General features: G+C 55.9%; 21 protein-coding genes. 4 read left to right on the forward strand and 17 right to left on the reverse strand.

The features are described 5' to 3' along the window. The first annotated feature begins 92 nt into the window (after nucleotides 1-92). Entirely contained in the window at nucleotides 93-572 is a 480-nt protein-coding gene (folA, locus tag LOC22_RS14265; protein WP_003856431.1) for a type 3 dihydrofolate reductase, read from the forward strand. A 39-nt stretch (nucleotides 573-611) separates the two neighbouring features. Here folA and apaH read toward each other — a convergent pair whose 3' ends face one another. Genes apaH through lptD form a run of 6 tightly spaced genes read right to left on the reverse strand, consistent with a single transcriptional unit; the run spans nucleotide 612 to nucleotide 7,341 of the window. After that, entirely contained in the window at nucleotides 612-1,460 is an 849-nt protein-coding gene (gene apaH, locus LOC22_RS14270; protein WP_015572649.1) for a bis(5'-nucleosyl)-tetraphosphatase (symmetrical) ApaH, read from the reverse strand. Between the two features lie 4 nt (nucleotides 1,461-1,464). Then, complete coding sequence (gene apaG, locus LOC22_RS14275; protein ID WP_003856425.1) at nucleotides 1,465-1,842, reverse strand: Co2+/Mg2+ efflux protein ApaG; 378 nt, start codon at nucleotides 1,840-1,842, stop codon at nucleotides 1,465-1,467. 3 nt (nucleotides 1,843-1,845) lie between these two features. Continuing rightward, a complete protein-coding gene (rsmA, locus tag LOC22_RS14280) occupies nucleotides 1,846-2,667 on the reverse strand; it encodes a 16S rRNA (adenine(1518)-N(6)/adenine(1519)-N(6))-dimethyltransferase RsmA (RefSeq protein WP_003856423.1) in 822 nt (273 codons plus the stop codon). Continuing rightward, entirely contained in the window at nucleotides 2,664-3,650 is a 987-nt protein-coding gene (pdxA, locus tag LOC22_RS14285) for a 4-hydroxythreonine-4-phosphate dehydrogenase PdxA (protein ID WP_032620901.1), read from the reverse strand. The genes rsmA and pdxA overlap by 4 nt, the downstream gene beginning before the upstream one ends. Continuing rightward, nucleotides 3,650-4,936 carry a peptidylprolyl isomerase SurA gene (surA, locus tag LOC22_RS14290; protein ID WP_017383803.1) on the reverse strand — a complete coding sequence of 429 codons (1,287 nt, stop codon included), beginning with the start codon at nucleotides 4,934-4,936 and terminating at the stop codon, nucleotides 3,650-3,652. The genes pdxA and surA overlap by 1 nt, the downstream gene beginning before the upstream one ends. A gap of 53 nt (nucleotides 4,937-4,989) precedes the next feature. Further along, the gene (lptD, locus tag LOC22_RS14295) at nucleotides 4,990-7,341 is read right to left on the reverse strand and encodes an LPS assembly protein LptD (RefSeq protein WP_064489921.1); all 2,352 of its coding nucleotides are present in this window, start codon (nucleotides 7,339-7,341) and stop codon (nucleotides 4,990-4,992) included. 239 nt (nucleotides 7,342-7,580) lie between these two features. Here lptD and djlA point away from each other — a divergent pair, with 239 nt between their 5' ends. Further along, complete coding sequence (gene djlA / locus LOC22_RS14300; RefSeq protein ID WP_015572652.1) at nucleotides 7,581-8,396, forward strand: co-chaperone DjlA; 816 nt, start codon at nucleotides 7,581-7,583, stop codon at nucleotides 8,394-8,396. Between the two features lie 31 nt (nucleotides 8,397-8,427). On the opposite strand, the gene rluA is transcribed toward djlA, so the two are convergent. The 8 genes from rluA to araB form a co-directional block, all read right to left on the reverse strand. Then, entirely contained in the window at nucleotides 8,428-9,087 is a 660-nt protein-coding gene (gene rluA, locus LOC22_RS14305) for a bifunctional tRNA pseudouridine(32) synthase/23S rRNA pseudouridine(746) synthase RluA (RefSeq protein WP_003856412.1), read from the reverse strand. Nucleotides 9,088-9,099: 12 nt separating this feature from the next. Beyond that, a complete protein-coding gene (gene rapA, locus LOC22_RS14310) occupies nucleotides 9,100-12,006 on the reverse strand; it encodes an RNA polymerase-associated protein RapA (RefSeq protein ID WP_015572654.1) in 2,907 nt (968 codons plus the stop codon). Nucleotides 12,007-12,133: 127 nt separating this feature from the next. Then, a complete protein-coding gene (gene polB, locus LOC22_RS14315; RefSeq protein WP_230238987.1) occupies nucleotides 12,134-14,491 on the reverse strand; it encodes a DNA polymerase II in 2,358 nt (785 codons plus the stop codon). A gap of 84 nt (nucleotides 14,492-14,575) precedes the next feature. Next, nucleotides 14,576-14,992, reverse strand: coding sequence for a hypothetical protein (locus LOC22_RS14320; protein ID WP_230238988.1), 417 nt, complete (start codon nucleotides 14,990-14,992; stop codon nucleotides 14,576-14,578). A gap of 5 nt (nucleotides 14,993-14,997) precedes the next feature. Next, nucleotides 14,998-15,846 carry a hypothetical protein gene (locus LOC22_RS14325; protein ID WP_230238989.1) on the reverse strand — a complete coding sequence of 283 codons (849 nt, stop codon included), beginning with the start codon at nucleotides 15,844-15,846 and terminating at the stop codon, nucleotides 14,998-15,000. Nucleotides 15,847-15,975: 129 nt separating this feature from the next. Beyond that, nucleotides 15,976-16,671, reverse strand: coding sequence for an L-ribulose-5-phosphate 4-epimerase (araD, locus tag LOC22_RS14330; RefSeq protein ID WP_230238990.1), 696 nt, complete (start codon nucleotides 16,669-16,671; stop codon nucleotides 15,976-15,978). An 86-nt stretch (nucleotides 16,672-16,757) separates the two neighbouring features. Further along, the gene (gene araA / locus LOC22_RS14335; protein WP_015572656.1) at nucleotides 16,758-18,260 is read right to left on the reverse strand and encodes an L-arabinose isomerase; all 1,503 of its coding nucleotides are present in this window, start codon (nucleotides 18,258-18,260) and stop codon (nucleotides 16,758-16,760) included. A gap of 10 nt (nucleotides 18,261-18,270) precedes the next feature. Beyond that, nucleotides 18,271-19,980 (reverse strand): ribulokinase, encoded by a 1,710-nt coding sequence (gene araB, locus LOC22_RS14340; protein WP_047055964.1) that lies wholly within the window; start codon nucleotides 19,978-19,980, stop codon nucleotides 18,271-18,273. Nucleotides 19,981-20,317: 337 nt separating this feature from the next. On the opposite strand from araB, the gene araC reads away from it, so the two are divergent. Together araC and LOC22_RS14350 are read left to right on the forward strand one after the other, a co-directional pair. After that, nucleotides 20,318-21,163: an arabinose operon transcriptional regulator AraC gene (gene araC / locus LOC22_RS14345; protein ID WP_003856402.1), complete on the forward strand. Its 846-nt coding sequence runs from the start codon at nucleotides 20,318-20,320 to the stop codon at nucleotides 21,161-21,163. Between the two features lie 118 nt (nucleotides 21,164-21,281). Beyond that, the gene (locus LOC22_RS14350) at nucleotides 21,282-22,049 is read left to right on the forward strand and encodes a DedA family protein (RefSeq protein WP_015572658.1); all 768 of its coding nucleotides are present in this window, start codon (nucleotides 21,282-21,284) and stop codon (nucleotides 22,047-22,049) included. 28 nt (nucleotides 22,050-22,077) lie between these two features. Here the strand turns inward: LOC22_RS14350 and thiQ are convergent, their stop codons facing one another. Genes thiQ through thiB form a run of 3 tightly spaced genes read right to left on the reverse strand, consistent with a single transcriptional unit; the run spans nucleotide 22,078 to nucleotide 25,329 of the window. Further along, nucleotides 22,078-22,776, reverse strand: a complete 699-nt coding sequence (gene thiQ, locus LOC22_RS14355; RefSeq protein WP_017694525.1) for a thiamine ABC transporter ATP-binding protein ThiQ — start codon at nucleotides 22,774-22,776, stop codon at nucleotides 22,078-22,080. Next, a complete protein-coding gene (thiP, locus tag LOC22_RS14360) occupies nucleotides 22,760-24,370 on the reverse strand; it encodes a thiamine/thiamine pyrophosphate ABC transporter permease ThiP (RefSeq protein ID WP_032670574.1) in 1,611 nt (536 codons plus the stop codon). The genes thiQ and thiP overlap by 17 nt, the downstream gene beginning before the upstream one ends. Next, nucleotides 24,346-25,329, reverse strand: a complete 984-nt coding sequence (gene thiB, locus LOC22_RS14365; RefSeq protein WP_230238991.1) for a thiamine ABC transporter substrate binding subunit — start codon at nucleotides 25,327-25,329, stop codon at nucleotides 24,346-24,348. The genes thiP and thiB overlap by 25 nt, the downstream gene beginning before the upstream one ends. Between the last annotated feature and the right edge of the window lies 1 nt (nucleotide 25,330).

Genomic DNA, 25,330 nt, shown 5'->3' on the forward strand with positions numbered 1-25,330 from the left:
AAAAATTTCTAATTCTTTACCCTGCCGCCAGTCGACGAAAGATTAAGCTTTCCGTATAGTGGCGGCAATTTTTTGCATCCGGGAAATTTTCAATGATCAGTCTGATTGCAGCGCTGGCGGTAGACCGCGTTATCGGCATGGAAAACGCCATGCCGTGGAACCTGCCTGCCGATCTCGCATGGTTTAAACGTACTACGTTAAACAAGCCGGTAGTGATGGGCCGCCTGACCTGGGAGTCGATTGGTCGTCCACTGCCGGGTCGTAAGAATATTGTGATCAGTAGCCAGCCGGGCACTGACGATCGCGTTCAGTGGGTTAAGTCCGTTGATGAAGCAATTGCCGCCTGCGGCGATGCCGAAGAGATCATGGTGATCGGCGGGGGGCGTGTGTATGAGCAGTTCCTGCCTAAAGCGCAGAAACTGTATCTGACGCACATTGATGCGGAAGTGGAAGGGGATACCCATTTCCCGGATTACGATCCGGACGAGTGGGAGTCCGTATTCAGTGAGTTTCACGATGCGGATGCGCAGAACTCACACAGCTACTGCTTCGAAATTCTGGAACGTCGTTAACGGTTTTATCCTCTCCCCGAAGGGAGAGGATAAACATCTTCAGGAGGCGACTGCCTCACCCTCGCCTAAGTCCAGCTGTCGGTTGGATGGCTGCACAAAGTAGGTTTTATCTTCCCAGCGTAAGCAGGTTAAATCCCCGCCCCAGCAGCATCCGGTATCCAGCGCATAGATATTTTCCGGGGTGCCTTTTCCTTCCAGCGATGCCCAGTGTCCAAATACCACACTGTATTCGTTTGTCACGGGGCCCGGAATCGCAAACCATGGCTTAAGCGGCGCAGGGGCATTTTCAGGCGTATCTTTGCAATACATATCCAGTTGCCCGTTCGGGAAGCAGTAGCGCATCCGCGTAAAAGCATTGGTGATAAAACGCAGTCGTGCCAGGCCGCTGAGGTCATCACTCCAGTTATTTGGCATGTCGCCGTACATCGCATCAAGGAAGAACGGGTAGGAGTCGCTCGCCAGCACCGCTTCGGCGTCGCGCGCGCAGGTTTTTGCCGTCTCAAGATCCCACTGAGGCGTGATGCCGGCATGCGCCATCACCAGTTTTTTCTCTTCGTCAATCTGTAGCAGCGGCTGGCGACGCAGCCAGTTGAGCAACTCATCGGCATCCGGTGCTTCCAGCAGGGGGGTAATGCGATCTTTCGGCTTATTACGGCTGATCCCGGCATATACGGCCAGCAGATGCAGATCGTGGTTGCCCAGCACCATGCGCACGCTGTCACCCAGCGATTTGACATAGCGGAGGACGTCCAGGGAACCGGGACCGCGCGCCACTAAGTCGCCCGTCAGCCAGAGCGTGTCCTGCCCGGGGGTGAAGTCGACCTGTTTTAATAATGCGATCAGTTCATCGTAGCAACCGTGAACGTCGCCAATCAGATATGTAGACATTAGATTAATGAATAAGTGTAGGTACGGCGAGACGGAATACGGGAATAGCAATGCGGAAAGCATTGCCGTCGGCATCGACCATTTCATAATGGCCTTGCATGGTACCCAGCGGCGTTTCAATTACCGCGCCGCTGGTGTACTGATACTCTTCGCCAGGGGCGATATGGGGTTGTTCACCGACCACGCCTTCGCCCTGGACTTCAATTTCACGGCCATTGCCGTTGGTGATAAGCCAGTAGCGCCCGAGCAGTTGCACAGGCATCCGCCCCAGATTGCGAATGGTTACGGTATAAGCAAAGACAAAACGTTCTTCATCCGGTGTGGATTGGGACTCAATGTAGACGCTTTGAACCTGAACACAGACGCGGGGCGAATCAATCATGGCTTAGCTCTCCTTCGGCGGCGCATTGTCGCTGATGTAATTAGCCAGCTTGCAGTACTGCTCTACGGAAATATTTTCCGCACGCATTGCCGGGTCGATGCCCAACTCAGCTAATACGTCAACGGTAAACAGATTGCCAAGGCTGTTACGAATCGTTTTACGGCGCTGGTTAAAGGCTTCTGTCGTGATACGGCTCAGCACGCGCAGGTCTTTGACCGGGTACGGCATCGTTTTATGTGGCACCAGGCGCACAACCGCAGAATCTACCTTTGGCGGTGGCGTGAATGCGGAAGGCGGTACTTCTAATACCGGGATCACGTTGCAGTAATATTGCGCCATCACGCTTAAACGACCATACGCTTTACTGTTCGGCCCTGCAACCAGACGGTTAACGACCTCTTTTTGCAACATGAAGTGCATGTCGGCAATGGCATCAGTATAGCTAAACAGATGGAACATCAGCGGGGTGGAGATGTTGTACGGCAGGTTACCGAACACGCGCAGCGGCTGTCCCATTTTTTCTGACAGTTCGCCAAAGTTCATGGTCATCGCATCCTGCTGATAAATCGTCAGCTTCGGCCCGAGGAACGGGTGCGTTTGCAGACGCGCGGCCAGATCGCGGTCGAGTTCGATAACGGTCAGTTCGTCGAGGCGTTCGCCTACCGGCTCGGTCAGCGCGGCAAGACCCGGGCCGATTTCGACCATGGCCTGACCTTTCTGCGGATTAATGGCAGAAACGATACTGTCGATCACAAACTGATCGTTGAGGAAGTTTTGCCCGAAGCGTTTACGGGCTAAGTGGCCCTGATGGACTCGATTAGTCATTGAGTATTAACAATCATTTTGATGGCGAGATTAAGCGCCGTAATAAAACTGCCGACATCCGCTTTTCCCTGGCCTGCCAGATCCAGCGCAGTACCGTGGTCAACGGACGTTCGAATAAAGGGTAAACCGAGGGTGATATTCACCCCGCGGCCAAAGCCCTGGTATTTTAGCACGGGCAGACCCTGATCGTGGTACATCGCGAGTACGGCGTCGGCATTATCCAGGTATTTGGGCTGGAAAAGGGTGTCGGCAGGCAGAGGCCCGCTGAGGTTCATCCCCTTCGCCCGCATCTCCTCAAGCACCGGAATGATGATGTCGATCTCTTCGGTGCCCATATGTCCGCCCTCACCCGCGTGCGGATTCAGGCCGCAAACCAGCACATGCGGCTGCGGAATGCCGAATTTGGTTTGCAGATCGTGATGCAAAATGCCAATGATCTCACGCAGGAGTTCAGGCGTAATGGCATCCGGAATGGCTTTGATCGGCAGGTGCGTTGTTACCAGCGCAACGCGCATTGCTTCGGTTGCCAGCATCATCACCACTTTCGGGCTGTGCGAACGCTCTTCGAAAAATTCGGTATGCCCGGTAAACGGAATGCCCGCGTCATTGATCACGCCTTTATGCACCGGACCGGTGATCAGGGCGGCAAATTCGCCCTGAAGGCAACCGTCACAGGCGCGCGCCAGCGTCTCGACAACGTAGTGGCCGTTTTCGGTGTGTAACTCACCGGGGACAACAGGCGCACGGAGCGGAACAGAAAGCAGGGTGAGAGTACCCGCCTGCTGCGGTGCGGGCTGTTGGCCTTCAACGTAAGGGAGGAGCGTTAAAGGCAGACCGAGCAAAGCTGCCCGGTCTTGTAACAGTGTTGCATCTGCGCAGACAACCAACTCTACCGGCCAGCTGCGCTGGGCGAGCTGAACCACAAGGTCAGGCCCAATCCCGGCGGGTTCGCCGGGGGTGATCACAACACGATGCGGTTTCATCAGTTGCTCAACACTTTCACGTAAGCGCTGGCGCGTTGTTCCTGCATCCAGGTTGCGGCTTCTTCAGAGAACTTACGGTTAAACAGCATGCGATACGCACGGTCTTTCTGCGCCGCGTCGGTTTTATCCACGTTGCGCGTGTCCATCAGCTGGATCAGATGCCAGCCGAAGGAGGAGTGTACCGGCGCGCTCATCTGGCCTTTATTCAGCTTCATTAACGCATCGCGGAAAGCCGGATCGTAAATATCCGCTGCCGCCCAACCCAGGTCACCGCCCTGGTTTGCAGAGCCAGGATCCTGAGAGAACTCTTTTGCCGCTTTATCGAAGGTGGTTTTACCGCTCTTGATGTCTGCCGCGATCTGTTCCAGCTTCGCACGAGCCTGATCGTCAGTCATGATCGGAGACGGCTTAAGCAGGATATGACGCGCATGCACTTCGGTAACCGAAATGTTCTGGCTCTGGCCGCGCAGGTCGTTCACTTTCAGAATGTGGAAGCCCACACCGGAACGGATTGGACCGACGATGTCGCCTTTCTTCGCCGTGCTCAGCGCCTGGGCAAACAGGGATGGCAGCTCCTGAATACGCCCCCAGCCCATTTGGCCGCCTTTCAGCGCCTGCTGGTCAGCGGAATAGGTGATCGCCAGCTTGCCGAAGTCATCGCCATTACGCGCCTGCTCAACGATAGCGCGCGCCTGGCTTTCCGCCTCAGCCGCCTGATCGGAAGTTGGGTTTTCCGGCAGTGGGATCAGGATGTGGCTCAGGTTAAGCTCAGTGCTGGCATCATTCTGATTCCCCACCTGTTTTGCCAGGGCATCCACTTCCTGAGGAAGGATGGTGACGCGGCGACGGACTTCATTGTTACGCACTTCTGAAATCAGCATCTCTTTACGGATCTGATTACGGTAGGTGGCATAGCTGATGCCGTCGTAGGCCAGGCGGCTACGCATCTGATCCGGGGTAATGTTGTTCTGCTTTGCAATGTTGGCGATCGCCTGATCGAGCTGCTCGTCAGAGATCGTCACGCCCATTTTCTGGCCCATCTGAAGAACAATCTGATCCATGATCAGACGCTCCAGGATCTGGTGGCGCAGCGTAGCGTCATCCGGAAGCTGTTGACCTGCTTCGCCCGAGTTGAGCTTTACAGATTTCATCAAACCGTCAACGTCACTTTCAAGCACGACGCCGTTGTTAACCACAGCCGCGACTTTATCGACAACCTGTGGGGCCGCGAAGCTGGTATTCGCAACCATAGCGACACCGAGTAGCAGCGTTTTCCAGTTCTTCATACTTTTTCCATTTCAATTAACCGCAAAGCGGATTACGTTGTAAATCAAGCACATTACAATGAACTACGATACGGCAGAATGTTCGAGCGCAGCATCTGCTGCGTGCCCAGACCGTAGTTAGAACTCAGGCCGCGCAGCTCGATATTAAAGCCGATCACGTTATCATATTTGCCCTGACTGTTTTGCGTATCCCAGCCGTTAAGTTTGCGTTCGTAACCGACACGTATTGCGTAACAGCAGGAGTTGTATTGCAGACCCAGCATCTGGTCAGCAGGTTTTTGGGCATTCGTGTCATAGTAGTAGGCCCCGACGACTGACCAACGATCGGCGATCGGCCAGCTCGCGGCGGTACCCACCTGTGAAATACCGTCTTTGTATTGGTCTGTATTCGCATAGTTTGGCAGCGTCGCCTGGATATACTCCGGGCTGGCGTAACGGTACGTCAACTGCAACATGCGGTCTTCATCACGACGGTATTCGATGGCTGCGCTGCCCGTCGCGATATTGTCCAGTCGTGTATCGTACTGAACACCACCGCGCAGACCCCAACGATCCGTCATGCGCCAGTAGGTGTCGCCCGCCCATACCAGTGAGCCCGTTTTGTTGTCTTTCTCCCAGTTAATGTCGTCATCACCGGTACGAGACTCGGTGAAATAGTAGATTTGACCAACAGAAACGTTAAAACGTTCAACGGCAGCATCATCATATACGCGCGTTGTGACGCCAGTCGTTAACTGGTTAGCAGACGCAATACGGTCAAGCCCGCCGTAGGTACGGTCACGGAACAGGCCGCTGTAGTCTGATTGCAGGAAGGAAGAGTCGTAGTTTTGAATTTTGCTCTGATCGCGATAAGGCACATACAGATACTGCATACGCGGCTCAAGCGTCTGGGTGTATCCATCGGCGAGAAGGCCCATATCACGTTCGAAGATCAGCTTCCCGTCCATTTTGAATTGCGGAAGCGTACGGTTTACCGACTCTTCAAGATCGGTACCATAGCGTTTGTTATACCAGTCCAGATTTTTCTGCTGGTAGTGGGTGGCCATCAGCTTAGCTTCGGTATTCAGGCTCGCCCAGTCGTTTGACCACGGCAGATTGATCGTCGGCTCGATATGCAGACGCGTTGATTCCGGCATATCCGAGTTGGTGTTGACGAAATGGACCGCCTGCGCGTAAACGCGCGTGTCGAAAGGACCCACATCGTTCTGGTACCAGTTAACGTCCAGCTGCGGCTCTGCGCCGTAGGTGCTGTTTGTTTGCGTATCAAATACCTGGAACTGTTTGGTCGACACCGTCGCGTCAAAGTTCTCAATGGCGTAGCCCACGCTGAATTTCTGCGTGGCGTAACCGTCGGTACTGGAGCCGTATTTAGAATCAAAGTCGTTGAAGTAATACGGATCGCTGACTTTGGTGTAGTCGATGTTGAAGCGCCACACCTGATCCAATACCCCGGCGTGCTTCCAGTAGTACATCCAGCGGTGCTTATCACCTTCGCTCGGATGCTCGTCCTGGAACACCTTATCTGATGGCAGATAATCAAATTCCATCAGACCCGCGCCCGCCTTGGTCAGATAGCGGAATTCGTTCTCCCACATGATGTTACCGCGCTTATGGATATAGTGCGGCGTGATCGTGGCGTCCATGTTGGGCGCAATGTTCCAGTAGTACGGCAGGTAGAACTCAAAGTAGTTCGACGTGCTGTACTTGGCGTTCGGGATCAGGAAACCTGAACGACGTTTGTCACCCACAGGCAGTTGCAGGTAAGGGCTATAGAAAATGGGCACCGGGCCGAGTTTAAAACGGGCGTTCCAGATCTCTGCAACCTGTTCTTCACGGTCGTGGATCACTTCACTGCCCACCACGCTCCAGGTATTTGACCCTGGCAAACAGGAGGTAAACGTGCCGTTTTCGAGAATGGTGTAGCGGTTTTCGCCGCGCTGCTTCATCAGGTCCGCGGTACCGCGCCCCTGACGACCGACCATCTGGTAATCACCTTCCCAGACGTTGGTGTCTTTGGTATTCAGATTCGACCAGGCTTTCGGACCTTTCAGGATGACCTGATTGTCGTCATAGTGCACATTACCCAGCGCATCCACCGTACGGACAGGCGCCTGAGCACCTTCCGGTTGCTTCTGGTGCAATTGCACTTCGTCAGCAAGCAGGCGACTGTTTCCCTGGTTAATATCGACATTGCCCGTAAAGGTCGCATTGTCAGGATAATTACCTTTTGCGCTGTCGGCATTAATGGTGACGGGTAAGTCATTCGTATCGCCTTTCACCAGTGGGCGATTGTAACTTGGGACGCCAAGCATACACTGCGAGGCGAGATCGGCTGCGAGCCCCTGTTGGCTATACAGGGCGGTGCCAATCATTGTGGCCAGAAGGGTGGGGATACGTTTTTTCATACGTTGTATTTTATTGTTCCGTCATCAGTGGCTACGGCTTACAAACGCTCAGAGACTATCTTACTCATCAGCGCAGTACCAGCGTTAATCCTGCCCGTTTGCGCGCCAGAGTGTTAGGCTCGCTATCGAATGACGAGTATGATAATGCAAATTATAGGCGATGTCCCTCAATTGACCGTGGCGCGACCACTGTAATGATGGCGTTGCGTCGGCCAGGAACATGACCATTCGGGGAGTATATGCAGTATTGGGGTAAAATAATCGGCGTTGCGTTCGCAATTATTATGGGTGCCGGATTCTGGGGTGTCGTTCTTGGCCTCATTATCGGCCATATGTTTGATAAAGCACGCAGCCGCAAAATGGCCTGGTTTGCCAACCAGCGTGAGCGCCAGTCACTCTTTTTCTCCACCACCTTCGAGGTGATGGGGCACTTAACCAAATCAAAAGGACGCGTAACGGAAGCCGATATTCAGGTGGCCAGCGTCTTTATGGATCGCATGAATCTGCACGGCGAATCCCGCATCGCGGCGCAGAATGCGTTCCGGATTGGTAAATCAGATCACTACCCGCTGCGTGAAAAAATGCGGCAGTTCCGTAGCATCTGTTTCGGGCGTTTTGATTTAATTCGGATGTTTCTGGAAATTCAAATCCAGGCCGCCTTCGCGGATGGCTCTCTGCATCCGAATGAACGGGACGTCCTGTATGTGATTGCTGAAGAGTTGGGCATTTCCCGCATGCAGTTCGATCAGTTCCTGCGCATGATGCAGGGCGGCGCGCACTTTGGCGGCGGTTATCAGCAGCAATCGTCCGGCGGCGGCTGGCAGCAGGCGCAGCGTGGCCCTACGCTTGAAGATGCCTGTAACGTCCTCGGCGTGAAGCCGTCTGACGATGTTACGACCATCAAACGCGCCTATCGTAAGCTGATGAGCGAGCACCATCCGGATAAGCTGGTGGCGAAAGGCCTGCCGCCAGAGATGATGGAGATGGCGAAACAGAAAGCGCAGGAAATCCAGAAAGCCTACGAGCTAATTAAAGAGCAGAAAGGTTTTAAATAAAAAAATGGCCCGACAGTGTCGGGCCATTTTTTCAGAAGTCCACCGGGGCTTTGAACGTCATGGCGTTGCCGAAAGCAGGGTGGGTGATGGTGAGCGTCTGCGCATGCAGTTGCAGGCGCGGCGCTAACGCCAGCGCTTCCGGCGGCGCATAGAATCTGTCCCCCAGAATGGGGTGACCCATCGCAAGCATATGCACACGCAGCTGGTGGGAGCGCCCGGTAATCGGCTTCAGCAGGACGCGCGCGGTGTTATCCGGCGCGTACTCCAGCACTTCATACTCGGTTTGCGCGGCCTTGCCGGTTTCGTAACACACCTTCTGCTTTGGCCGGTTCGGCCAGTCGCAAATCAGCGGTAAATCCACCAGCCCTTCCGCCTGCGCCGGATGGCCCCAGACGCGCGCGACATACTGTTTCTTCGGCTCGCGCTCGCGGAACTGACGCTTCAGCTCGCGTTCTGCCGCTTTATTCAGAGCCACCACAATCACGCCGCTGGTCGCCATATCCAGACGATGGACAGACTCGGCCTGGGGATAATCACGCTGGATACGCGTCATCACGCTGTCTTTATGCTCTTCCAGACGCCCCGGCACGGATAACAAGCCGCTCGGCTTGTTAACCACCATAATATGCTCGTCCTGATACAGAATGACCAGCCACGGATCCATCGGGGGATTGTAGGGCTCCATTACCATCTTGCGCTCCGCTTACTGATGCGTCACAACGATAAGACGCAGGGCGTCGAGACGCCATCCCGCCTGATTCAGGCTTTCCAGCACCTGCTGGCGGTTGCTCTCAATGGCGGCCAGCTCATCGTCACGAATGTTAGGGTTCACTGCTTTCAACGCTTCCAGACGCGACAGCTCGGCAGAAAGCTTCTCATCGGCTTCGCTACGCGCCGCATCGATCAGCACTCTGGCCGCTTTTTCGGCCTGGGCTTCACCCAGTTGCAGAATGGCATGCACGTCCTGCTGCACCGCATTCACCAGCTTACTGCCGGTATGGCGGTTCACCGCGCTCAGCTGACGGTTGAAGCTTTCAAACTCCACCTGGCCGGCCAGGTTCGTACCGTTTTTATCCAGCAGCAGACGCACCGGGGTTGGCGGCAGGAAGCGGTTAAGCTGAAGCTGTTTCGGCGCCTGCGCTTCCACAACGTAGATCAGCTCCACCAGCAGCGTGCCCACAGGCAAGGCTTTGTTCTTCAACAGGGAGATGGTGCTGCTGCCGGTATCGCCGGAGAGGATCAGATCCAGACCGTTGCGGATCAGCGGGTGCTCCCAGGTGATGAACTGTGCATCTTCGCGGGAAAGCGCCACATCACGCTCAAAGGTGATGGTGCAGCCGTCTTCCGGCAGGCCCGGGAAATCCGGCACCAGCATATGATCGGACGGGGTCAGCACGATCATGTTCTCGCCGCGATCGTCCTGGTTAATGCCGACGATGTCGAACAGGTTCATGGAGAAGCTGATCAGGCTGGTGTCATCGTCCTGTTCTTCGATACTTTCGGCCAGCTGCTGCGCTTTTTCACCGCCGTTGGAGTGGATCTCCAGCAGGCGATCGCGACCCTGCTCCAGCTGAGCTTTCAACGCGTCGTGCTTCTCTCGACAGGATTTGATCAGCTCATCAAAGCCCTCGGTGTTTTCCGGCGCCGCGAGGTAACCGATCAGATCGCTATGCACCTGGTCATAAATGGTGCGGCCCGTCGGGCAGGTATGTTCAAACGCATCCAGGCCTTCGTGGTACCAGCGAACCAGAACGGACTGGGCGGTTTTCTCCAGATACGGAACGTGGATCTGAATATCGTGCGCCTGACCGATACGATCCAGACGGCCGATACGCTGCTCCAGCAGATCCGGGTTAAACGGCAGATCGAACATCACCAGATTGCTGGCGAACTGGAAGTTACGGCCTTCAGAACCGATTTCGGAGCACAGCAGAACCTGCGCGCCGCTGTCCTCTTCACTAAACCACGCCGCAGCGCGGTCGCGCTCGATAATAGACATGCCTTCATGGAACACGGCGGCGCGAATACCTTCGCGCTCGCGCAGCACTTGTTCAAGTTGCAGGGCGGTGGCTGCCTTGGCGCAGATCACCAGCACCTTCCGGGAACGGTGCGCGGTCAGATAACCCATCAACCACTCCACGCGCGGATCGAAGTTCCACCAGGTGCCAGTGTCGCCTTCAAATTCCTGATAAATCTGCTCCGGGTAGAGCATGTCGCGCGCGCGATCTTCCGCTGATTTACGGGTGCCCATAATGCCGGAGACTTTAATCGCCGTCTGGTACTGGGTCGGCAGCGGCAGTTTGATGGTGTGCAGCTCGCGTTTCGGGAAGCCTTTCACGCCGTTACGGGTGTTGCGGAACAGCACGCGGCTGGTGCCGTGACGGTCCATCAGCATGTCGATCAGCTCTTTACGCGCGGATCCCGCATTATCGCTGTCGCTGTTCGCGGCCTGAAGCAGCGGCTCAATATCCTGCTCGCCGATCAGATCGCTGAGGGTGTTAAGTTCATCATTAGAGAGACGATTACCGGCCAGCAGCAGCGCGACGGCGTCCGCCACCGGACGGTAGTTTTTCTGCTCTTCAACAAACTGCTCAAAATCGTGGAATCGGTTCGGATCGAGCAGGCGCAGACGGGCGAAGTGGCTCTCAAGACCCAGCTGCTCCGGGGTGGCGGTCAGAAGCAGAACGCCCGGTACGCGCTCGGCAAGCTGCTCAATCGCCATGTATTCACGGCTTGGCGCATCTTCGCTCCAGACGAGGTGGTGCGCTTCGTCGACGACCATCAGATCCCATTCTGCGTCGCACAGGTGCTCCAGGCGCTGCTTGCTGCGGCGTACGAAGTCCAGGGAGCAGATCACCAGCTGTTCGGTTTCAAACGGGTTGTCCGCGTCGTGCTGGGCTTCGGCATAGCGCTCGTCGTCGAACAGGGAGAAGCGCAGGTTAAAGCGGCGCAGCATCTCGACCAGCCACTGGTGTTGCAGCGTTTCCGGCACCACAATCAGCACGCGCTCGGCAGCGCCAGAGAGCAGCTGCTGGTGCAGGATCATGCCTGCTTCGATGGTTTTACCCAGGCCCACTTCGTCAGCCAGCAGCACGCGAGGCGCATGGCGACGGCCCACGTCATGGGCGATATTCAGCTGATGGGGAATAAGGCTGGTACGCTGGCCGCGCAGGCCGCTCCACGGCATGCGGTACTGTTCACTCTGGAACTTACGCGCGCGGTAGCGCAGGGAGAAGCGATCCATTCGGTCGATTTGCCCGGCAAACAGACGGTCCTGCGGCTTGCTGAAAACCAGTTTGCTGTCGAGCAGCACTTCACGCAGGATAACATTCGTCTCGTCGGTATCAAGACGCGTTCCAATGTAGGCGAGCAGTCCATTCTCTTCTTTTACGTCTTCAACCTTCAGCTGCCAGCCTTCGTGGCTGGTCACGGTGTCGCCCGGATTGAACATTACGCGGGTAACAGGGGAGTCATTGCGAGCGTACAGGCGGTTTTCACCGGTAGCAGGGAAAAGGAGGGTAACCATGCGCGCATCGACGGCAACGACGGTTCCTAATCCAAGTTCGCTTTCTGTATCGCTGATCCAGCGTTGACCAAGTGTAAAAGGCATAGTTGTTCGGCTCTAATCTTTAATTGCAGGCAATAGTTCGACCCCGTCAAAAAAGACGGTCATCGAAAAATGGGTCCGGGAATGGAAAGGGCGCTATGGTACTGGATGGCAACGGTTTCGTCACGCGTCAAAATAGCCCAAGTTGTCCTGTCACTAGTGTAGCAAAGTCGTCATTGATGAACGGTAAAATTCCCTCCGCAACCGGCTGAAGCTGGCGGGTCAGGTAGTGATCGTAATCGAGCGGAGACTGCTGGTAATCAACGGGTTCCGGGCCGTTAGTTGTCCAGACGTATTTGATCGTACCCCGGTTCTGATACTGCGGCGCACGGCCCCGGCGAACATTCTCTTCATCCGCCAGCCGCGCGGCGCGTACGTGGGGAGGAATATTACGTTGATATTCGGCCAGCGGGCGGCGCAGGCGCTTGCGATACACCAGCTGGTCATCCAGCTCACCCGCCATCAGGCTGGCGATGGTGTCGCGCACGTAGTCCTGATAGGGCTCGTTGCGAAACACCCGCAGGTAGAGCGTCTGCTGGAACTGCTGCGCCAGTGGCGTCCAGTCGGTGCGCACCGTCTCCAGCCCTTTAAAGACCATCCGCTGCGTGTCACCTTCCTGAATCAGCCCGGCGTAGCGCTTCTTGCTGCCCTGGTCGGTTCCGCGAATGGTCGGCATTAAAAAGCGGGCAAAATGGGTTTCAAACTCCAGCTCTAACGCGCTGGTTAACCGCTCTTTTTGCAAATTTTCGCGCCACCAGTCGTTCACGTAGGCGACCAGTTCTTTGCCGATGCGCGCGGCGTCGTCTTCTGAATGGGCCGCTTTCAGCCAGACAAAGGTGGAGTCGGTATCGCCATAAATAACGTCATAGCCCCGGGATTCAATCAGCGCTTTGGTCTGGCGCATAATGTCGTGCCCGCGCATGGTGATGGAAGACGCCAGACGGGGATCAAAGAAGCGGCAGGCGCTGGTACCCAGCACGCCGTAAAAGGCGTTCATAATGATTTTCAGCGCCTGTGAGAGCGGCTTGTTGCCGTGGCGCTTCGCCTCGTCGCGGCCGTGCCAGATGTTTCCCACAATTTCGGGCAGGCAGTGTTTTTCCCGCGAGAAGCGTGCTCCAAGAAAACCTTCGGTGCTGTGCGCATCGTCTGGCTGCGCCATGCCCTCAACCAACCCGACGGGATCGATCAGGAAGGTGCGGATAATCGACGGGTAGAGGCTTTTGTAATCCAGCACCAGCACCGAGTCATACAATCCTGGCCGGGAGTCCATCACGTACCCGCCGGGACTGGCCTGCGGCGGCACGTCGCCGAGGTTAGGGGCGACATAGCCTGCCCGGTGCATCCGCGGGAAATAGAGGTGGCTGAAGGCCGCTACCGAGCCGCCGTGCCTGTCGACCGCGAGACCGTTCACCGTCGCCCGCTCCAGCAGGAACGGCATGATCTCGGTTTTGTGGAAGATCTGCGTCACCAGCTCGCAATCTTTCAGGTTATAGGTAGCGAGCGCCGGCTTATCTTCATTAAAGCGCCGGTCGATCTCGTCCATTCGGTCCCAGGGATTGTCGATGGATTTACCTTCGCCGAGCAGCGCCTGGGCGACCGCTTCCAGCGAGAAGGAAGAGAAGTTCCAGAAGGCGGATTTCAGCGCCTCGATACCGTCGATAATCAGGCGACCGTTAGCCTGCGCGAAGAAAACACCGTTCTTAAAACCGTGCTCACGCCACTCCAGCTCGCTGTTGCCGCGCCCCAGAATCAGCGGGATACGGTAACGCTCGGCATGTTTTTGCAGCACGCGCAGGTCAAACTGCACTACGTTCCAGCCGATCAGAACATCCGGATCGTGCTCGGCAAACCACTGGTTAAGCTTCTCCAGCAGTTGCGGGCGGCTGTTGACGTACTCCAGATTAAAATCCAGCGCGGACGCATCGCCGTTCGGCGGCCCGAGCATATAGACAACCCGCTGCCCACAGCCTTCCAGGCCAATGCAGTACAGTTCGCCATGGCGGGTGGTTTCAATATCCAGCGACACCCACTTTAGCGGCGGGCGATAGTGCGGATTAGGCTTCAGGCGCGCGTTAACGATCCTGCCGTTTTGCGCGGTGCCATCTACCCAGACGGGGGCGGTGATAAACCGCTCCATCAGAAAGCGTTCAGGCGGGCGAATGTCGGCCTCGTAAAGCGTCACGCCTGCTTCACGAAGCAGCTTTTCATAGCGCATCAACTGGCGATGGGCGCGGCAGTAGAGGCCGTAAACCGGCTGGCGGTGGAAATCTTTCAGCTGAAGCGGCGTAAGGCGCCAGTTGTTTTCGCCGCGTAGCAGTTGTTTCACTTTCTCGACGTGAGCTTCAGGAATAAAGGCCACGGACTCCTGCGGCGGGAGCGTAACGTTTAGTGGGCCGTTGTCCGTTGCCAGCCAGAATTCAACCTCAGTACCCTGAGGGGTATCCCGCCAGTGTCTGGTCAGTAAAAAGCCTTCTTGCGCCTGCGTCACGGCGTTATCCCATAAAACAAAACCAGGCCTGATTATAGCCTGGTTTTGTTGGGTTTACTGATTTTTTATACAGTGTTTTTTCTATCAAGTTTCAAAAAATTCTAATTCCAACGTTTTTTCTTTCTGGAAAATGCAGTATCGCTGGTAGTTGTCAGAAAAGTCATTTTTATCATTATATAACCATGAGCAGTCATACTTATTTAAACCCTTAAGCATTTCAAGAAAAGCAATGAGGTCTTGTTTCTTTTCGAGGATATTATTAATATCAGTCCAGGTAATGATAACTCTTGTTTGTTGGTTGTCAGGGTTGTAATCATAGCTGTAAACGCTATTATTCGAAATAAAGGGTAATTTTTTTAAAGTTGCAGGAGTGTATAGCCAAAAAGAGAAGGTATTATCTTGGGTGTAATTATGATGGCCTGTGGTCAGAATAAACCATGTGTAACTTACGAAAGCAGGGAATAACAATGCGAGCAGTAATAAAAAGAGTTGTTTTTTCACAGGTTCTATCCTGAATAAGGCTGATGCGGGTTTAACAGGAAGAATATTGGACGCTCAAATGGGTCATCTGAGTAATTAAATTCACTTACAGAGGAGAATGAGCTATATAACTCATGATTTATACGTGTAGATTCCTTAAAGAAGTTTTTAACAGGTTGGTCTTTGAAGTTGTTTATAAAAAAATCATGATATTCCTGAGTAAGCGGCTTAATATAGCTTAGCCATGAAGGGAGTTCTTTTTTTATCGGATAACCATATTTCATTGGTGGTTCTGTTGGGAACAACAAAGGTGAAAATTGGGTATTTTTGTAGTGTCCGAGGGGAGCATACGAATCCCATACCTGAAGCGCTGTTTCATAAGAAACTGGTTCGGCTAACCATAAAGGATCAGGACCCTTTCCAAATACACGGTAGAATCCTACTAAATCTGAAATTAGATCTTCCGCACTATATCCACTATCTGTATACCAGTTGAAGAGAATCGAATTCTGCCATGCTTCGAATCTTTTAGCAGTACTGTACATAATTGTGAGTGCTACTCGTGCTTTTACCTGTGGCGATAAACATGCTTTTACCATAACTTGTGTGCTTACGCCTGTTCGTAAAGAAATTTTCCTATCTAAAATCTTCACGTTTTTTCCCATTTCTTGGTGATATGAAACGGGATAGTACCATTCATCAAATTCTTCGAAATATTCAGCGAATGTTTCATTGTCTAATTTAGTTTTCAAAGCTCTGGCGTCATTCCCCTGAGCGTGACCCAGATCAATCCAGCCTAATTTTTTTGTGTATATTAGTCCATGTTTACTGGTTGTTGCAAAAAGACCATCGGTAATATCATTTCTAGTGCTCATGCTCACCTCCATTTGGATGTTTTTTATAACAAAGAGAGGTGTGTAAAACAAATATTTTATTTTTATTCGTTAGGATAACGTATTCTTTATATATATAAAGGCATCTGCGTAGCAGATGCCTTTGAATCTTTACTGCCCGTAGTAGGCTTTCGCACCGTGCTTACGCAGGTAATGCTTATCCAGCAGGGTTTGCTGCATATCCGGCAGCTGCGGTACCAGCTGGCGGCAGAAGATCCCCATATAGGCGACTTCCTCCAGCACGATCGCGTTGTGCACCGCGTCCTCCGCGTTTTTACCCCAGGCAAACGGGCCGTGGGAGTGCACCAGCACGCCGGGCATTTGCGCCGCGTCGATTCCCTGTTTTTCGAAGGTTTCGACAATCACGTTCCCCGTTTCCCATTCGTACTCACCGCCGATCTCCGCATCGGTCATCAGACGCGTGCAGGGAATGGTGCCGTAAAAGTAGTCCGCGTGGGTGGTGCCGGTGGCCGGAATAGGCTGGCCCGCCTGCGCCCAGATGGTCGCGTGACGCGAATGGGTATGCACAATCCCGCCGATGGTCGGGAAGGCCTGATACAGCAGGCGATGAGTGGGCGTATCGGAGGAGGGCTTTTTATTGCCTTCAACCACTTCACCCGTTTCGATGCTGACCACCACCATGTCTTCTGCGGTCATTACCGTGTAATCCACGCCGGAAGGCTTGATCACGAACACCCCTTTTTCCCGGTCAACGGCGCTGACGTTGCCCCATGTCAGGTTTACGAGGTTATGTTTTGGCAGCGCCAGGTTGGCTTCGAGTACCTGACGTTTGAGATCTTCTAACATTGTCGTCTCCTGCCGGATGGCGCTGCGCTTATCCGGCCTACAGAACCGTAGGCCCGGTAAACGAAGTGCCACCGGGCACTCCGTACTTAGCGTTTTGAACCGTAATAGACTTCGTTCCAGCGCAGCGCGTCTTTAAAGGCTGGCAGACGGGTGTCGTTATCAATTACGGTCAGTTCGATGTCGTGCAGCTCGGCAAACTGACGCATATCGTTCAGGTCAAGCGCGTGGCTGAATACGGTGTGGTGCGCGCCGCCGGCCAGGATCCAGGCTTCCGAGGCGGTTGGCAGGTCAGGCTGCGCTTTCCACAAAGCGTTGGCGACCGGCAGCTTCGGCAGAGAATGCGGGGTTTCAACCGCATCGACGCAGTTCACCAGCAGGCGGAAACGATCGCCGAGGTCAATCAGGCTGGCGTTAATGGCCGGGCCGGTACGGGTGTTGAAGATCAGACGGGCCGGATCCGCTTTGCCGCCAATGCCGAGGTACTGCACGTCGAGGATCGGTTTCTCTTCAACCGCGATGGATGGACACACTTCCAGCATGTGCGAGCCGAGCACCAGATCGTTGCCGTTCTCGAAGTGGTAGGTGTAGTCCTCCATAAAAGAGGTGCCGCCCTGTAGACCGGTCGACATCACCTTCATGATGCGAAGCAGAGCGGCAGTTTTCCAGTCGCCTTCGCCCGCAAAGCCGTAGCCCTGCTGCATCAGACGTTGTACCGCCAGACCCGGGAGCTGTTTCAGGCCGTGGAGATCTTCAAAGGTGGTGGTGAAGGCATGGAAGCCGCCCTGTTCCAGAAAACGCTTCATGCCCAGCTCAATACGTGCGGCATCCAGCACGTTCTGGCGCTTGTCACCGTTGACCTGTGCCGCAGGCGTCAGGCGATAGCTGCTTTCGTACTCGTCCACCAGCGCGTTAACGTCGCCATCGCTGATGTCATTCACCACCTGCACCAGGTCGCCCACCGCCCAGGTGTTGACGGAGAAGCCAAATTTAATCTGCGCGGCCACTTTATCACCGTCGGTGACCGCCACTTCGCGCATGTTGTCGCCGAAACGCACCACTTTCAGGTGGCGGGTATCCTGCTTAGATACCGCCTGACGCATCCAGGAGCCAATACGTTTTTGTGCCTGACCGTCCTGCCAGTGCCCGGTCACCACGGCATGCTGTTGACGCATGCGCGCGCCGATGAAGCCGAACTCGCGGCCGCCGTGCGCGGTCTGGTTCAGGTTCATGAAGTCCATGTCGATGCTGTCCCACGGCAGGGAGGCGTTGAACTGCGTGTGGAATTGCAGCAGCGGTTTGTTGAGGATAGCCAGGCCGTTGATCCACATTTTGGCTGGCGAGAAGGTGTGCAGCCACACCACCAGGCCAGCGCATTTGTCATCGTAATTGGCATCGCGGCAAATGTTGGTGATTTCGTCCGGGGTGGTACCCAGCGGCTTCAGCACCAGTTTGCACGGCAGTTTGGCTTCCGCGTTCAGCGCATTCACAACGTGCTCCGCGTGTTTCGTCACCTGCTGCAACGCTTCCGGTCCGTACAAATGCTGGCTGCCAATCACAAACCACACTTCATAATTATTAAAAATGGTCATTATCGTGTCCTTAATGTGTCAGGGTTGCCGTAGTGTCCGCGGTGCTTTTGGCCGGGGCGGCGACAGGGAGATAGTGAAGTTCGGCGCTTTTTGCCCATTGCTGGTAGCGCTGATAAAGCTGTTCAAAGCGTTGTGCCTGCTGAGTCTGCGGCTGGAGCGTACTTTCGACGGCGCTCGCCATATGCTGTTGCGCGGTCGGGATATCCGCATGGACGCCTGCGGCCACGGCAGCGAAAATCGCGGCGCCCAGCGCACAGCACTGATCGGAGGCCACAATTTGCAGCGGCCGGTTCAGCACGTCGCAGCAGGCCTGCATAATCACCGGGTTTTTACGGGCGATGCCCCCCAGCGCCATCACGTTGTTTACGTCAATGCCCTGCCCGGTGAAGCACTCCATAATGGCGCGCGCGCCGAATGCGGTGGCGGCGATCAGGCCGCCAAACAGCGCGGGCGCGTCGGTCGCGAGGTTGAGATCGGTAATCACTCCTTTCAGACGCTGGTTGGCAAACGGCGTACGACGGCCGTTGAACCAGTCCAGCACCACCGGCAGGTGGTCGAGAGACGGATTTTTTGCCCAGGCTTCGGTGAGCTGCGGCAGGAGCTGTTTTTTGCTCGCCGTAATCTGCGTTTTCAGTTCAGGATGCGCGGCAGCCAGCTGATCCAGCGGCCAGCCGAGCACGCGGCCAAACCAGGCGTAGATATCGCCGAAGGCGGACTGACCCGCTTCGAGGCCGATAAAATCGGGTACCACGCTGCCGTCAACCTGACCGCAGATGCCTTTCACCGCGCGGTCGCCGACGCTGGCTTTATCTGCCGTCAGAATGTCACAGGTGGAGGTGCCGATAACTTTCACCAGCGTGTTGGGCTGCGCACCCGCGCCCACGGCACCCATATGGCAGTCGAACGCGCCGCCGGAAATGGTCACGTTTTGCGGCAGACCGAGGCGTTTCGCCCACTCTTCGCAGAGCGTGCCGACCGGAATATCGGCGGTGAAGGTGTCGGTAAACAGCGGGTATGTCAGGTTTTTGTTGATGATCGGATCGAGTTCATCGAAGAACGTTGCCGGAGGCAGCCCCCCCCAGCTTTCATGCCACAGCGATTTATGCCCGGCGCTGCAACGGCCGCGGCGGATATCCTGCGGGCGAGTGGTGCCGGAGAGCAGGGCGGGAACCCAGTCGCATAGCTCAATCCATGATGCCGCTGCCTGTGCGACCGACGCGTCCGCGCGGGTAACGTGCAGGATCTTGGCCCAGAACCACTCGCTGGAGTAAATCCCGCCGATGTAGCGGGAGTAGTCAGTTTTGCCCGGCTGATGGCATAAGCGGGTGATGGCTTCCGCCTCTTCCACGGCGGTATGGTCTTTCCACAGCACAAACATGGCGTTCGGGTTGTCGGCAAACTCCGGTCGCAGCGCCAGTACGCGGCCTTCGGCATCGACAGGAGCAGGCGTTGAGCCGGTGCTGTCAACGCCAATCCCCACGACATCGGCCCGCTGGGCGTCCGTCAACTCCGCCAGCACGGTTTTGATCGCCGCTTCCATTGATTCAATGTAATCACGCGGGTGGTGGCGGAACTGGTTGTTCGGCGCATCGCAGTAGCGCCCCTCTTGCCAGCGCGGATACCACTCAACGCTGGTTGCTATCTCCAGGCCAGTCGTACAGTCCACTGCCAGCGCGCGAACTGAGTCGCTGCCAAAATCGAGGCCAATTGCAATTGCCATGGTGTTGCTCCATCCAAAAAACAGGTATGGAAGAACATTAGAGACTGGGGACAAAAATCGTCAGGCAGGATCCGCTAATCTTATGGACTAAATTGCTGTAGCCACGCAAAGTGTGACGCCGTGCAAATATTCTATGTGGACATTTATGCCGCACTTATAGACACTTTTGTTACTGCTTATCTGCCCGTACTGGCGGAGAAATCAGGGGGAAAGGCTGAAACATGGCGGACGTAAAAGAGGCGTGATGCTTTTTGGATCTTTTCGCGGGCCATTTTTATACTGCTTTTATCGATATGGACAATTGGTTTCCTTCAGGACCCTTGGGAGAACTGAATCTATGGCCGAACCGCAAAACGATCCCTTACTGCCGGGCTACTCATTTAACGCCCATCTGGTGGCGGGGCTGACGCCAATTGAGGCCGAGGGATATCTCGATTTTTACGTCGATCGCCCTCTTGGCATGAAGGGATATATCCTCAACCTGACCGTACGCGGAGAAGGGGTTGTCAAAAACGGGGATCAGCAGTTTATCTGCCGCCCCGGTGATATGCTGCTGTTCCCGCCGGGGGAGATCCACCACTACGGGCGCCATCCGGATGCCAAAGAGTGGTATCACCAGTGGGTCTATTTCCGTCCGCGCGCCTACTGGCAGGAGTGGCTCTCGTGGCCGGCCATTTTCGCCCATACCGGTTTATATCGCCCGGATGAGGCGCATCTGGCGCAGTTCCGTGAGCTGTTCGCACAGATTATTGAGGCAGGGCAGGCGGGCGGGCGCTACGCCGAACTGCTGGCCATCAACCTGCTTGAACAGGTGCTGCTGCGCCGCATGGAGGCCATCAACGAGTCGCTTAATCCGCCGCTGGACAACCGCGTCCGCGACGCCTGCCAGTACATCAGCGACCACCTTGCCGACAGCCAGTTTGATATTGCCAGCGTCGCCCAGCATGTGTGTCTGTCGCCGTCACGGCTCTCTCATCTGTTCCGCCAGCAGCTTGGCGTGAGCGTACTCAGCTGGCGTGAGGATCAGCGCATCAGCCAGGCGAAACTGCTGCTCAGCACCACCCGAATGCCTATCGCCACCGTCGGGCGTAACGTTGGCTTCGAAGATCAGCTCTATTTCTCTCGCGTGTTTAAGAAGTGCACCGGTGCCAGCCCGAGCGAATTCCGTGCGGGATGTGAATAATCGGTAAACATTCAGGTGAACTTCAGGCGCATCTTGTAAACTATTCAGACAATTGATGCCTTGACGCGGTGCAGGGCGCTAAGCAGAATCGCTGATTCGTTTTCTGACCGGAATAGTTATGCAGGCATTGCTGGAACATTTTATTACCCAGTCCGTTATGTATTCGCTCATCGCCGTGGCGCTGGTGGCGTTTCTGGAGTCGCTGGCGCTGGTCGGGCTGATCCTGCCCGGCACCGTGATGATGGCAGGGCTTGGGGCGCTTATCGGCAGCGGCGAGGTCAATTTCTGGCAGGCGTGGATGGCCGGTATCATCGGTTGTTTGCTGGGGGACTGGATCTCCTTCTGGCTGGGCTGGCGCTTTAAGAAGCCGCTGCACCGCTGGTCGTTCATGAAAAAAAACAAAGCGCTGCTGGATAAAACCGAGCACGCGCTGCACCAGCACAGCATGTTCACCATCCTCGTGGGGCGCTTCGTTGGCCCAACGCGCCCGCTGGTGCCGATGGTGGCCGGGATGCTGGATCTGCCCGTCGCGAAGTTTGTGGTGCCGAACATCATCGGCTGCGTCTTCTGGCCGCCGTTCTACTTCCTGCCGGGGATCCTGGCGGGCGCGGCCATCGATATTCCTGACGGTATGCAAAGCGGTGAGTTCAAGTGGCTGCTGCTGGGAACGGCGGTCCTGCTGTGGCTGGCGGTCTGGCTCTGCTGGCGCCTGTGGCGCAGCGCGAAAGCCAGTGTTGATCGCCTGACGCGCTATCTTCCGCGCTCTCGCCTGCTCTGGCTGGCCCCGCTGACGCTGGGGGTGGCTGTCGTGGCGCTGGTGGCGCTGATTCGCCACCCGCTGATGCCGGTGTACGGTGAGATCCTGTTGAAGGTGGTGAGCCGTTAAACGCCGGGCGGCACTGCGTTTGCCCGGCCTACGGTCTTATACCCAGTAATCCTGACGCGCTTTCTTTCCCGCTCATTAAGGCGTCGGTTGTTCCATCCCACAAAATACGTCCCTCCGCGATCACTACCGATCGCGGCGCGATGCGTGCGGCATCTTCGATGCTATGCGAAACCATCAGCATCGTCAGTTGCTCGCGCTCGCAAACCTCCTCAACCAGTGAGAGCATCTCCTGACGCAGGGCCGGGTCGAGCGCCGAAAAGGGTTCGTCGAGCAGCAGCAGCGGCTGCTTGCGCACCAGACAGCGTGCCAGCGCCACGCGCTGGCGCTGGCCGCCGGAAAGCTCACCCGGTAGTCTGTTGATAAACGCAGCCAGGCCCATTTGTTCGGCGATCGCCTCCAGCGTCTGACGCTGCGCAACACTGAGTTTTAACCCCGGATCCATACCCAGCGCGATGTTCTGCCACACCGTAAGATGATTGAACAGATTGTTTTCCTGGAACAGCATCGACACCGGGCGCTTAGCCGGCGGAGCGTAGGTATACTCGCCATTATCAATGACGATCGACCCGCTGGCAGGCTGCAAAAAACCGGCAATCAGATTGAGCAGGGTACTTTTTCCGGCCCCGCTGGGGCCAAGTACTGCGATTCGCTCTCCCTGACGAACGGAGAGGGTAAAACGCATTGGCAGGTGCTCATAAAGCCAGGTTACATCAGTCAGTTTTAACATCACGCCCCGGAAGTTTTTCGATAACGGTAAATAACGCAAAGCACAGCACCAGCAGTAAAAGTGCCGTGACGGCGCCGTCCTGGCTACGATAGGAGCCAATTTGCTGATAAAGCCAGAACGGCAGCGTGCGGAAATCCTCGTTGCCAAAGAGGGCCACAACGCCAAAATCGCCAATCGACAGCACGCAGGCAAACGCCAGCGCCTGAGCCAGCGGACGCTTTAGCGCGCGCAGTTCGACCACCTTCAGACGCTGCCAGCCCTGCATGCCCAGCGACTGACACAGCAAACTGTAGCGGCTGTTGACGTCGCGCATCGGGTTTTCCAGCACCTTGAGCGCGTAAGGGATAGCCATCAGTGCGTTGGTAAAAATGACGATGCCGTCGGCGCTTTCCGGCAGGCCGATGGTGCTGTTGAACAGTAAAAAGAATCCGGTCGCCAGCACAATACCCGGCATCGCCAGGATCAGCATACCCGTCAGTTCCAGCGCGTGTCCGGCTTTACGGGCATGACGCGCGTACAGCTCGCGGCTGCTCCAGAGCAGCATCATGGTCAGGATCACGCACAGCAGCCCGGCTGCCAGCGCGATGCGCAATGAGGTCCACGTCGCCTGCCACAGGACAGGCTGTTGCAGTACCGACAACACATTGCGATTCAGGCCATCAACGATAACGGCCAGCAGCGGGGGCAGCAGAAGCAGGAGGGCCAGCGCGATCAGCATAAAATCCGCGACGCGGCTGTGCAGGCTGTCCTGCGGATCGCGCCAGCCTGTCAAGTGATTACTGCCTGTGGGGATCGCTTTACTCAGCCGCTGGCTGAGTAACACCAGCGCCAGGCAGCAGACCATCTGCACCATCGCCAGCAGCGCGGCGCGGCCCGGATCGTAGTCGTAACTTAAGGCCTGATAGATCGCCAGCTCAATGGTGGTGGCCTGCGGCCCGCCGCCGAGAGAAAGCACGGTCGCGAAGCTGGCGAAGCAGAGCATAAAGATTAGCGCGGCCACCGGGGCAATCTGGCGTCGCAGCCACGGCCATTCGACAAAGCGGAAGAACGACCAGCCGCGCATGCCAAGCTGGGCGGCAATCTGACGCTGCTCACCGGGAATGTTTTCCAGCGCCTGTAAAAAGAGGCGCGTCGCCATCGGCATATTGAAAAAAATATGCGCCAGCAGAATGCCTTTCAGGCCGTAAGGGGAGAAGGTCCATTCCAGACCAAGCAGGTTGAAGAGGGATGCCAGCCAGCCCTGTCGACCGTAGACGCTCAGAATGCCGAACACCGCCACCAGCACGGGCAGGATCAGCGTCATCGCGCACAGCCGCAGCAGGGCAAGCCTGCCGGGGAAACGTCTGCGATAGAGGGCGCGTGCAAGGAAAATGGCCGGGATCGTCGACAGCAGCGCGGAGAGAAACGCCTGCCAGAAGGAGAAACGGATGACGTGCCAGAGATAGCTGTCGTGCCAGAGGGCGAGCAGATCGCTCTCTGGCGCGTTAAACCACAGCGCAAGGAATGCACCCAGACTGACGACCACCATCAGTATGGCGGCGAGCAGCCCGGGAACTAACCAGCCGGGGATCAGCGGCTGACGGCGCGTTGCCATTCACTAATCCATGCGGCGCGCTGGGCGGCAACCTGCTGCGGCGTAAATTCCAGTGAGGTTTGCGGCTTGTTTAGCTGCTCAAAGCCTGCCGGCAGCGCAACGTCAGTGACCGGGTACATCCAGTTTCCTGTCGGAATAGCATTCTGGAATGCCGGGGAGACCATAAATTTCAGGAATTTTTCGGCAAGCTCAGGCTGTTTGCTCGCGGCGGTGCGGGCGGCCACTTCCACCTGCAAATAATGCCCTTCAGCAAAGTTCGCGGCGGCGTAGTTATCCTTCTTCTCGGCGATAATGTGGTAGGCCGGAGAGGTAGTGTAGCTCAGCACCAGATCGCTTTCGCCTTTCAGGAACAGGCCGTAGGCTTCGCTCCAGCCTTTGGTGACGGTAACGGTTTTCGCGGCCAGCTTCTGCCACGCTTCCGGCGTTTTATCCCCGTAGACTTTCTGCATCCACAATAGCAGCCCCAGACCCGGGGTGCTGGTACGCGGATCTTCATAAATTACGCGCCATTTCTGGTCACTTTCGACCAGCTCTTTCAGGCTTTTGGGCGGATTCTTCAGCTTGTTTTTATCGTAGACAAACGCAAAGTAACCGTAATCAAAGGGAACGAAGGTGTCGTTTTTCCAGCCGCCCGGTACGTTGACGGCATCTGCCGCCACACCGCTTTTGGCGAGCAGTCTGGTTTGGGTGGCGGCTTCCAGCAGGTTGTTATCCAGCCCGAGCACCACGTCGGCTTTGCTGTTTTTGCCTTCCATGCGCAGCCGGTTAAGCAGAGAGACACCATCTTCCAGCGCCACGAATTTCAGCTCGCAGTTGCAGTCGGCTTCAAAGGCTTTTTTAACCACCGGGCCGGGGCCCCAGTCGGCGGAGAAGGAGTCGTAGGTGTAGACCGTCAGAACGGGCTTAGCAAAAACAGGCAGCGCAAACAGCGCCAGCAGAGGAAGAACGTTTTTTAACACT

Source organism: Enterobacter sp. AN-K1 (assembly GCF_020971765.1).
Classification (GTDB): Bacteria; Pseudomonadota; Gammaproteobacteria; order Enterobacterales; family Enterobacteriaceae; genus Enterobacter; species Enterobacter hormaechei_C.

Coding starts and splice junctions, on each gene's coding strand:
- folA (WP_003856431.1), top strand. CDS start 93: ATGATCAGTCTGATTGCAGCGCTGGCGGTAGACCGCGTTATCGGCATG.
- apaH (WP_015572649.1), bottom strand. CDS start 1,460: ATGTCTACATATCTGATTGGCGACGTTCACGGTTGCTACGATGAACTG.
- apaG (WP_003856425.1), bottom strand. CDS start 1,842: ATGATTGATTCGCCCCGCGTCTGTGTTCAGGTTCAAAGCGTCTACATT.
- rsmA (WP_003856423.1), bottom strand. CDS start 2,667: ATGACTAATCGAGTCCATCAGGGCCACTTAGCCCGTAAACGCTTCGGG.
- pdxA (WP_032620901.1), bottom strand. CDS start 3,650: ATGAAACCGCATCGTGTTGTGATCACCCCCGGCGAACCCGCCGGGATT.
- surA (WP_017383803.1), bottom strand. CDS start 4,936: ATGAAGAACTGGAAAACGCTGCTACTCGGTGTCGCTATGGTTGCGAAT.
- lptD (WP_064489921.1), bottom strand. CDS start 7,341: ATGAAAAAACGTATCCCCACCCTTCTGGCCACAATGATTGGCACCGCC.
- djlA (WP_015572652.1), top strand. CDS start 7,581: ATGCAGTATTGGGGTAAAATAATCGGCGTTGCGTTCGCAATTATTATG.
- rluA (WP_003856412.1), bottom strand. CDS start 9,087: ATGGTAATGGAGCCCTACAATCCCCCGATGGATCCGTGGCTGGTCATT.
- rapA (WP_015572654.1), bottom strand. CDS start 12,006: ATGCCTTTTACACTTGGTCAACGCTGGATCAGCGATACAGAAAGCGAA.
- LOC22_RS14325 (WP_230238989.1), bottom strand. CDS start 15,846: ATGAGCACTAGAAATGATATTACCGATGGTCTTTTTGCAACAACCAGT.
- araD (WP_230238990.1), bottom strand. CDS start 16,671: ATGTTAGAAGATCTCAAACGTCAGGTACTCGAAGCCAACCTGGCGCTG.
- araA (WP_015572656.1), bottom strand. CDS start 18,260: ATGACCATTTTTAATAATTATGAAGTGTGGTTTGTGATTGGCAGCCAG.
- araB (WP_047055964.1), bottom strand. CDS start 19,980: ATGGCAATTGCAATTGGCCTCGATTTTGGCAGCGACTCAGTTCGCGCG.
- araC (WP_003856402.1), top strand. CDS start 20,318: ATGGCCGAACCGCAAAACGATCCCTTACTGCCGGGCTACTCATTTAAC.
- LOC22_RS14350 (WP_015572658.1), top strand. CDS start 21,282: ATGCAGGCATTGCTGGAACATTTTATTACCCAGTCCGTTATGTATTCG.
- thiQ (WP_017694525.1), bottom strand. CDS start 22,776: ATGTTAAAACTGACTGATGTAACCTGGCTTTATGAGCACCTGCCAATG.
- thiP (WP_032670574.1), bottom strand. CDS start 24,370: ATGGCAACGCGCCGTCAGCCGCTGATCCCCGGCTGGTTAGTTCCCGGG.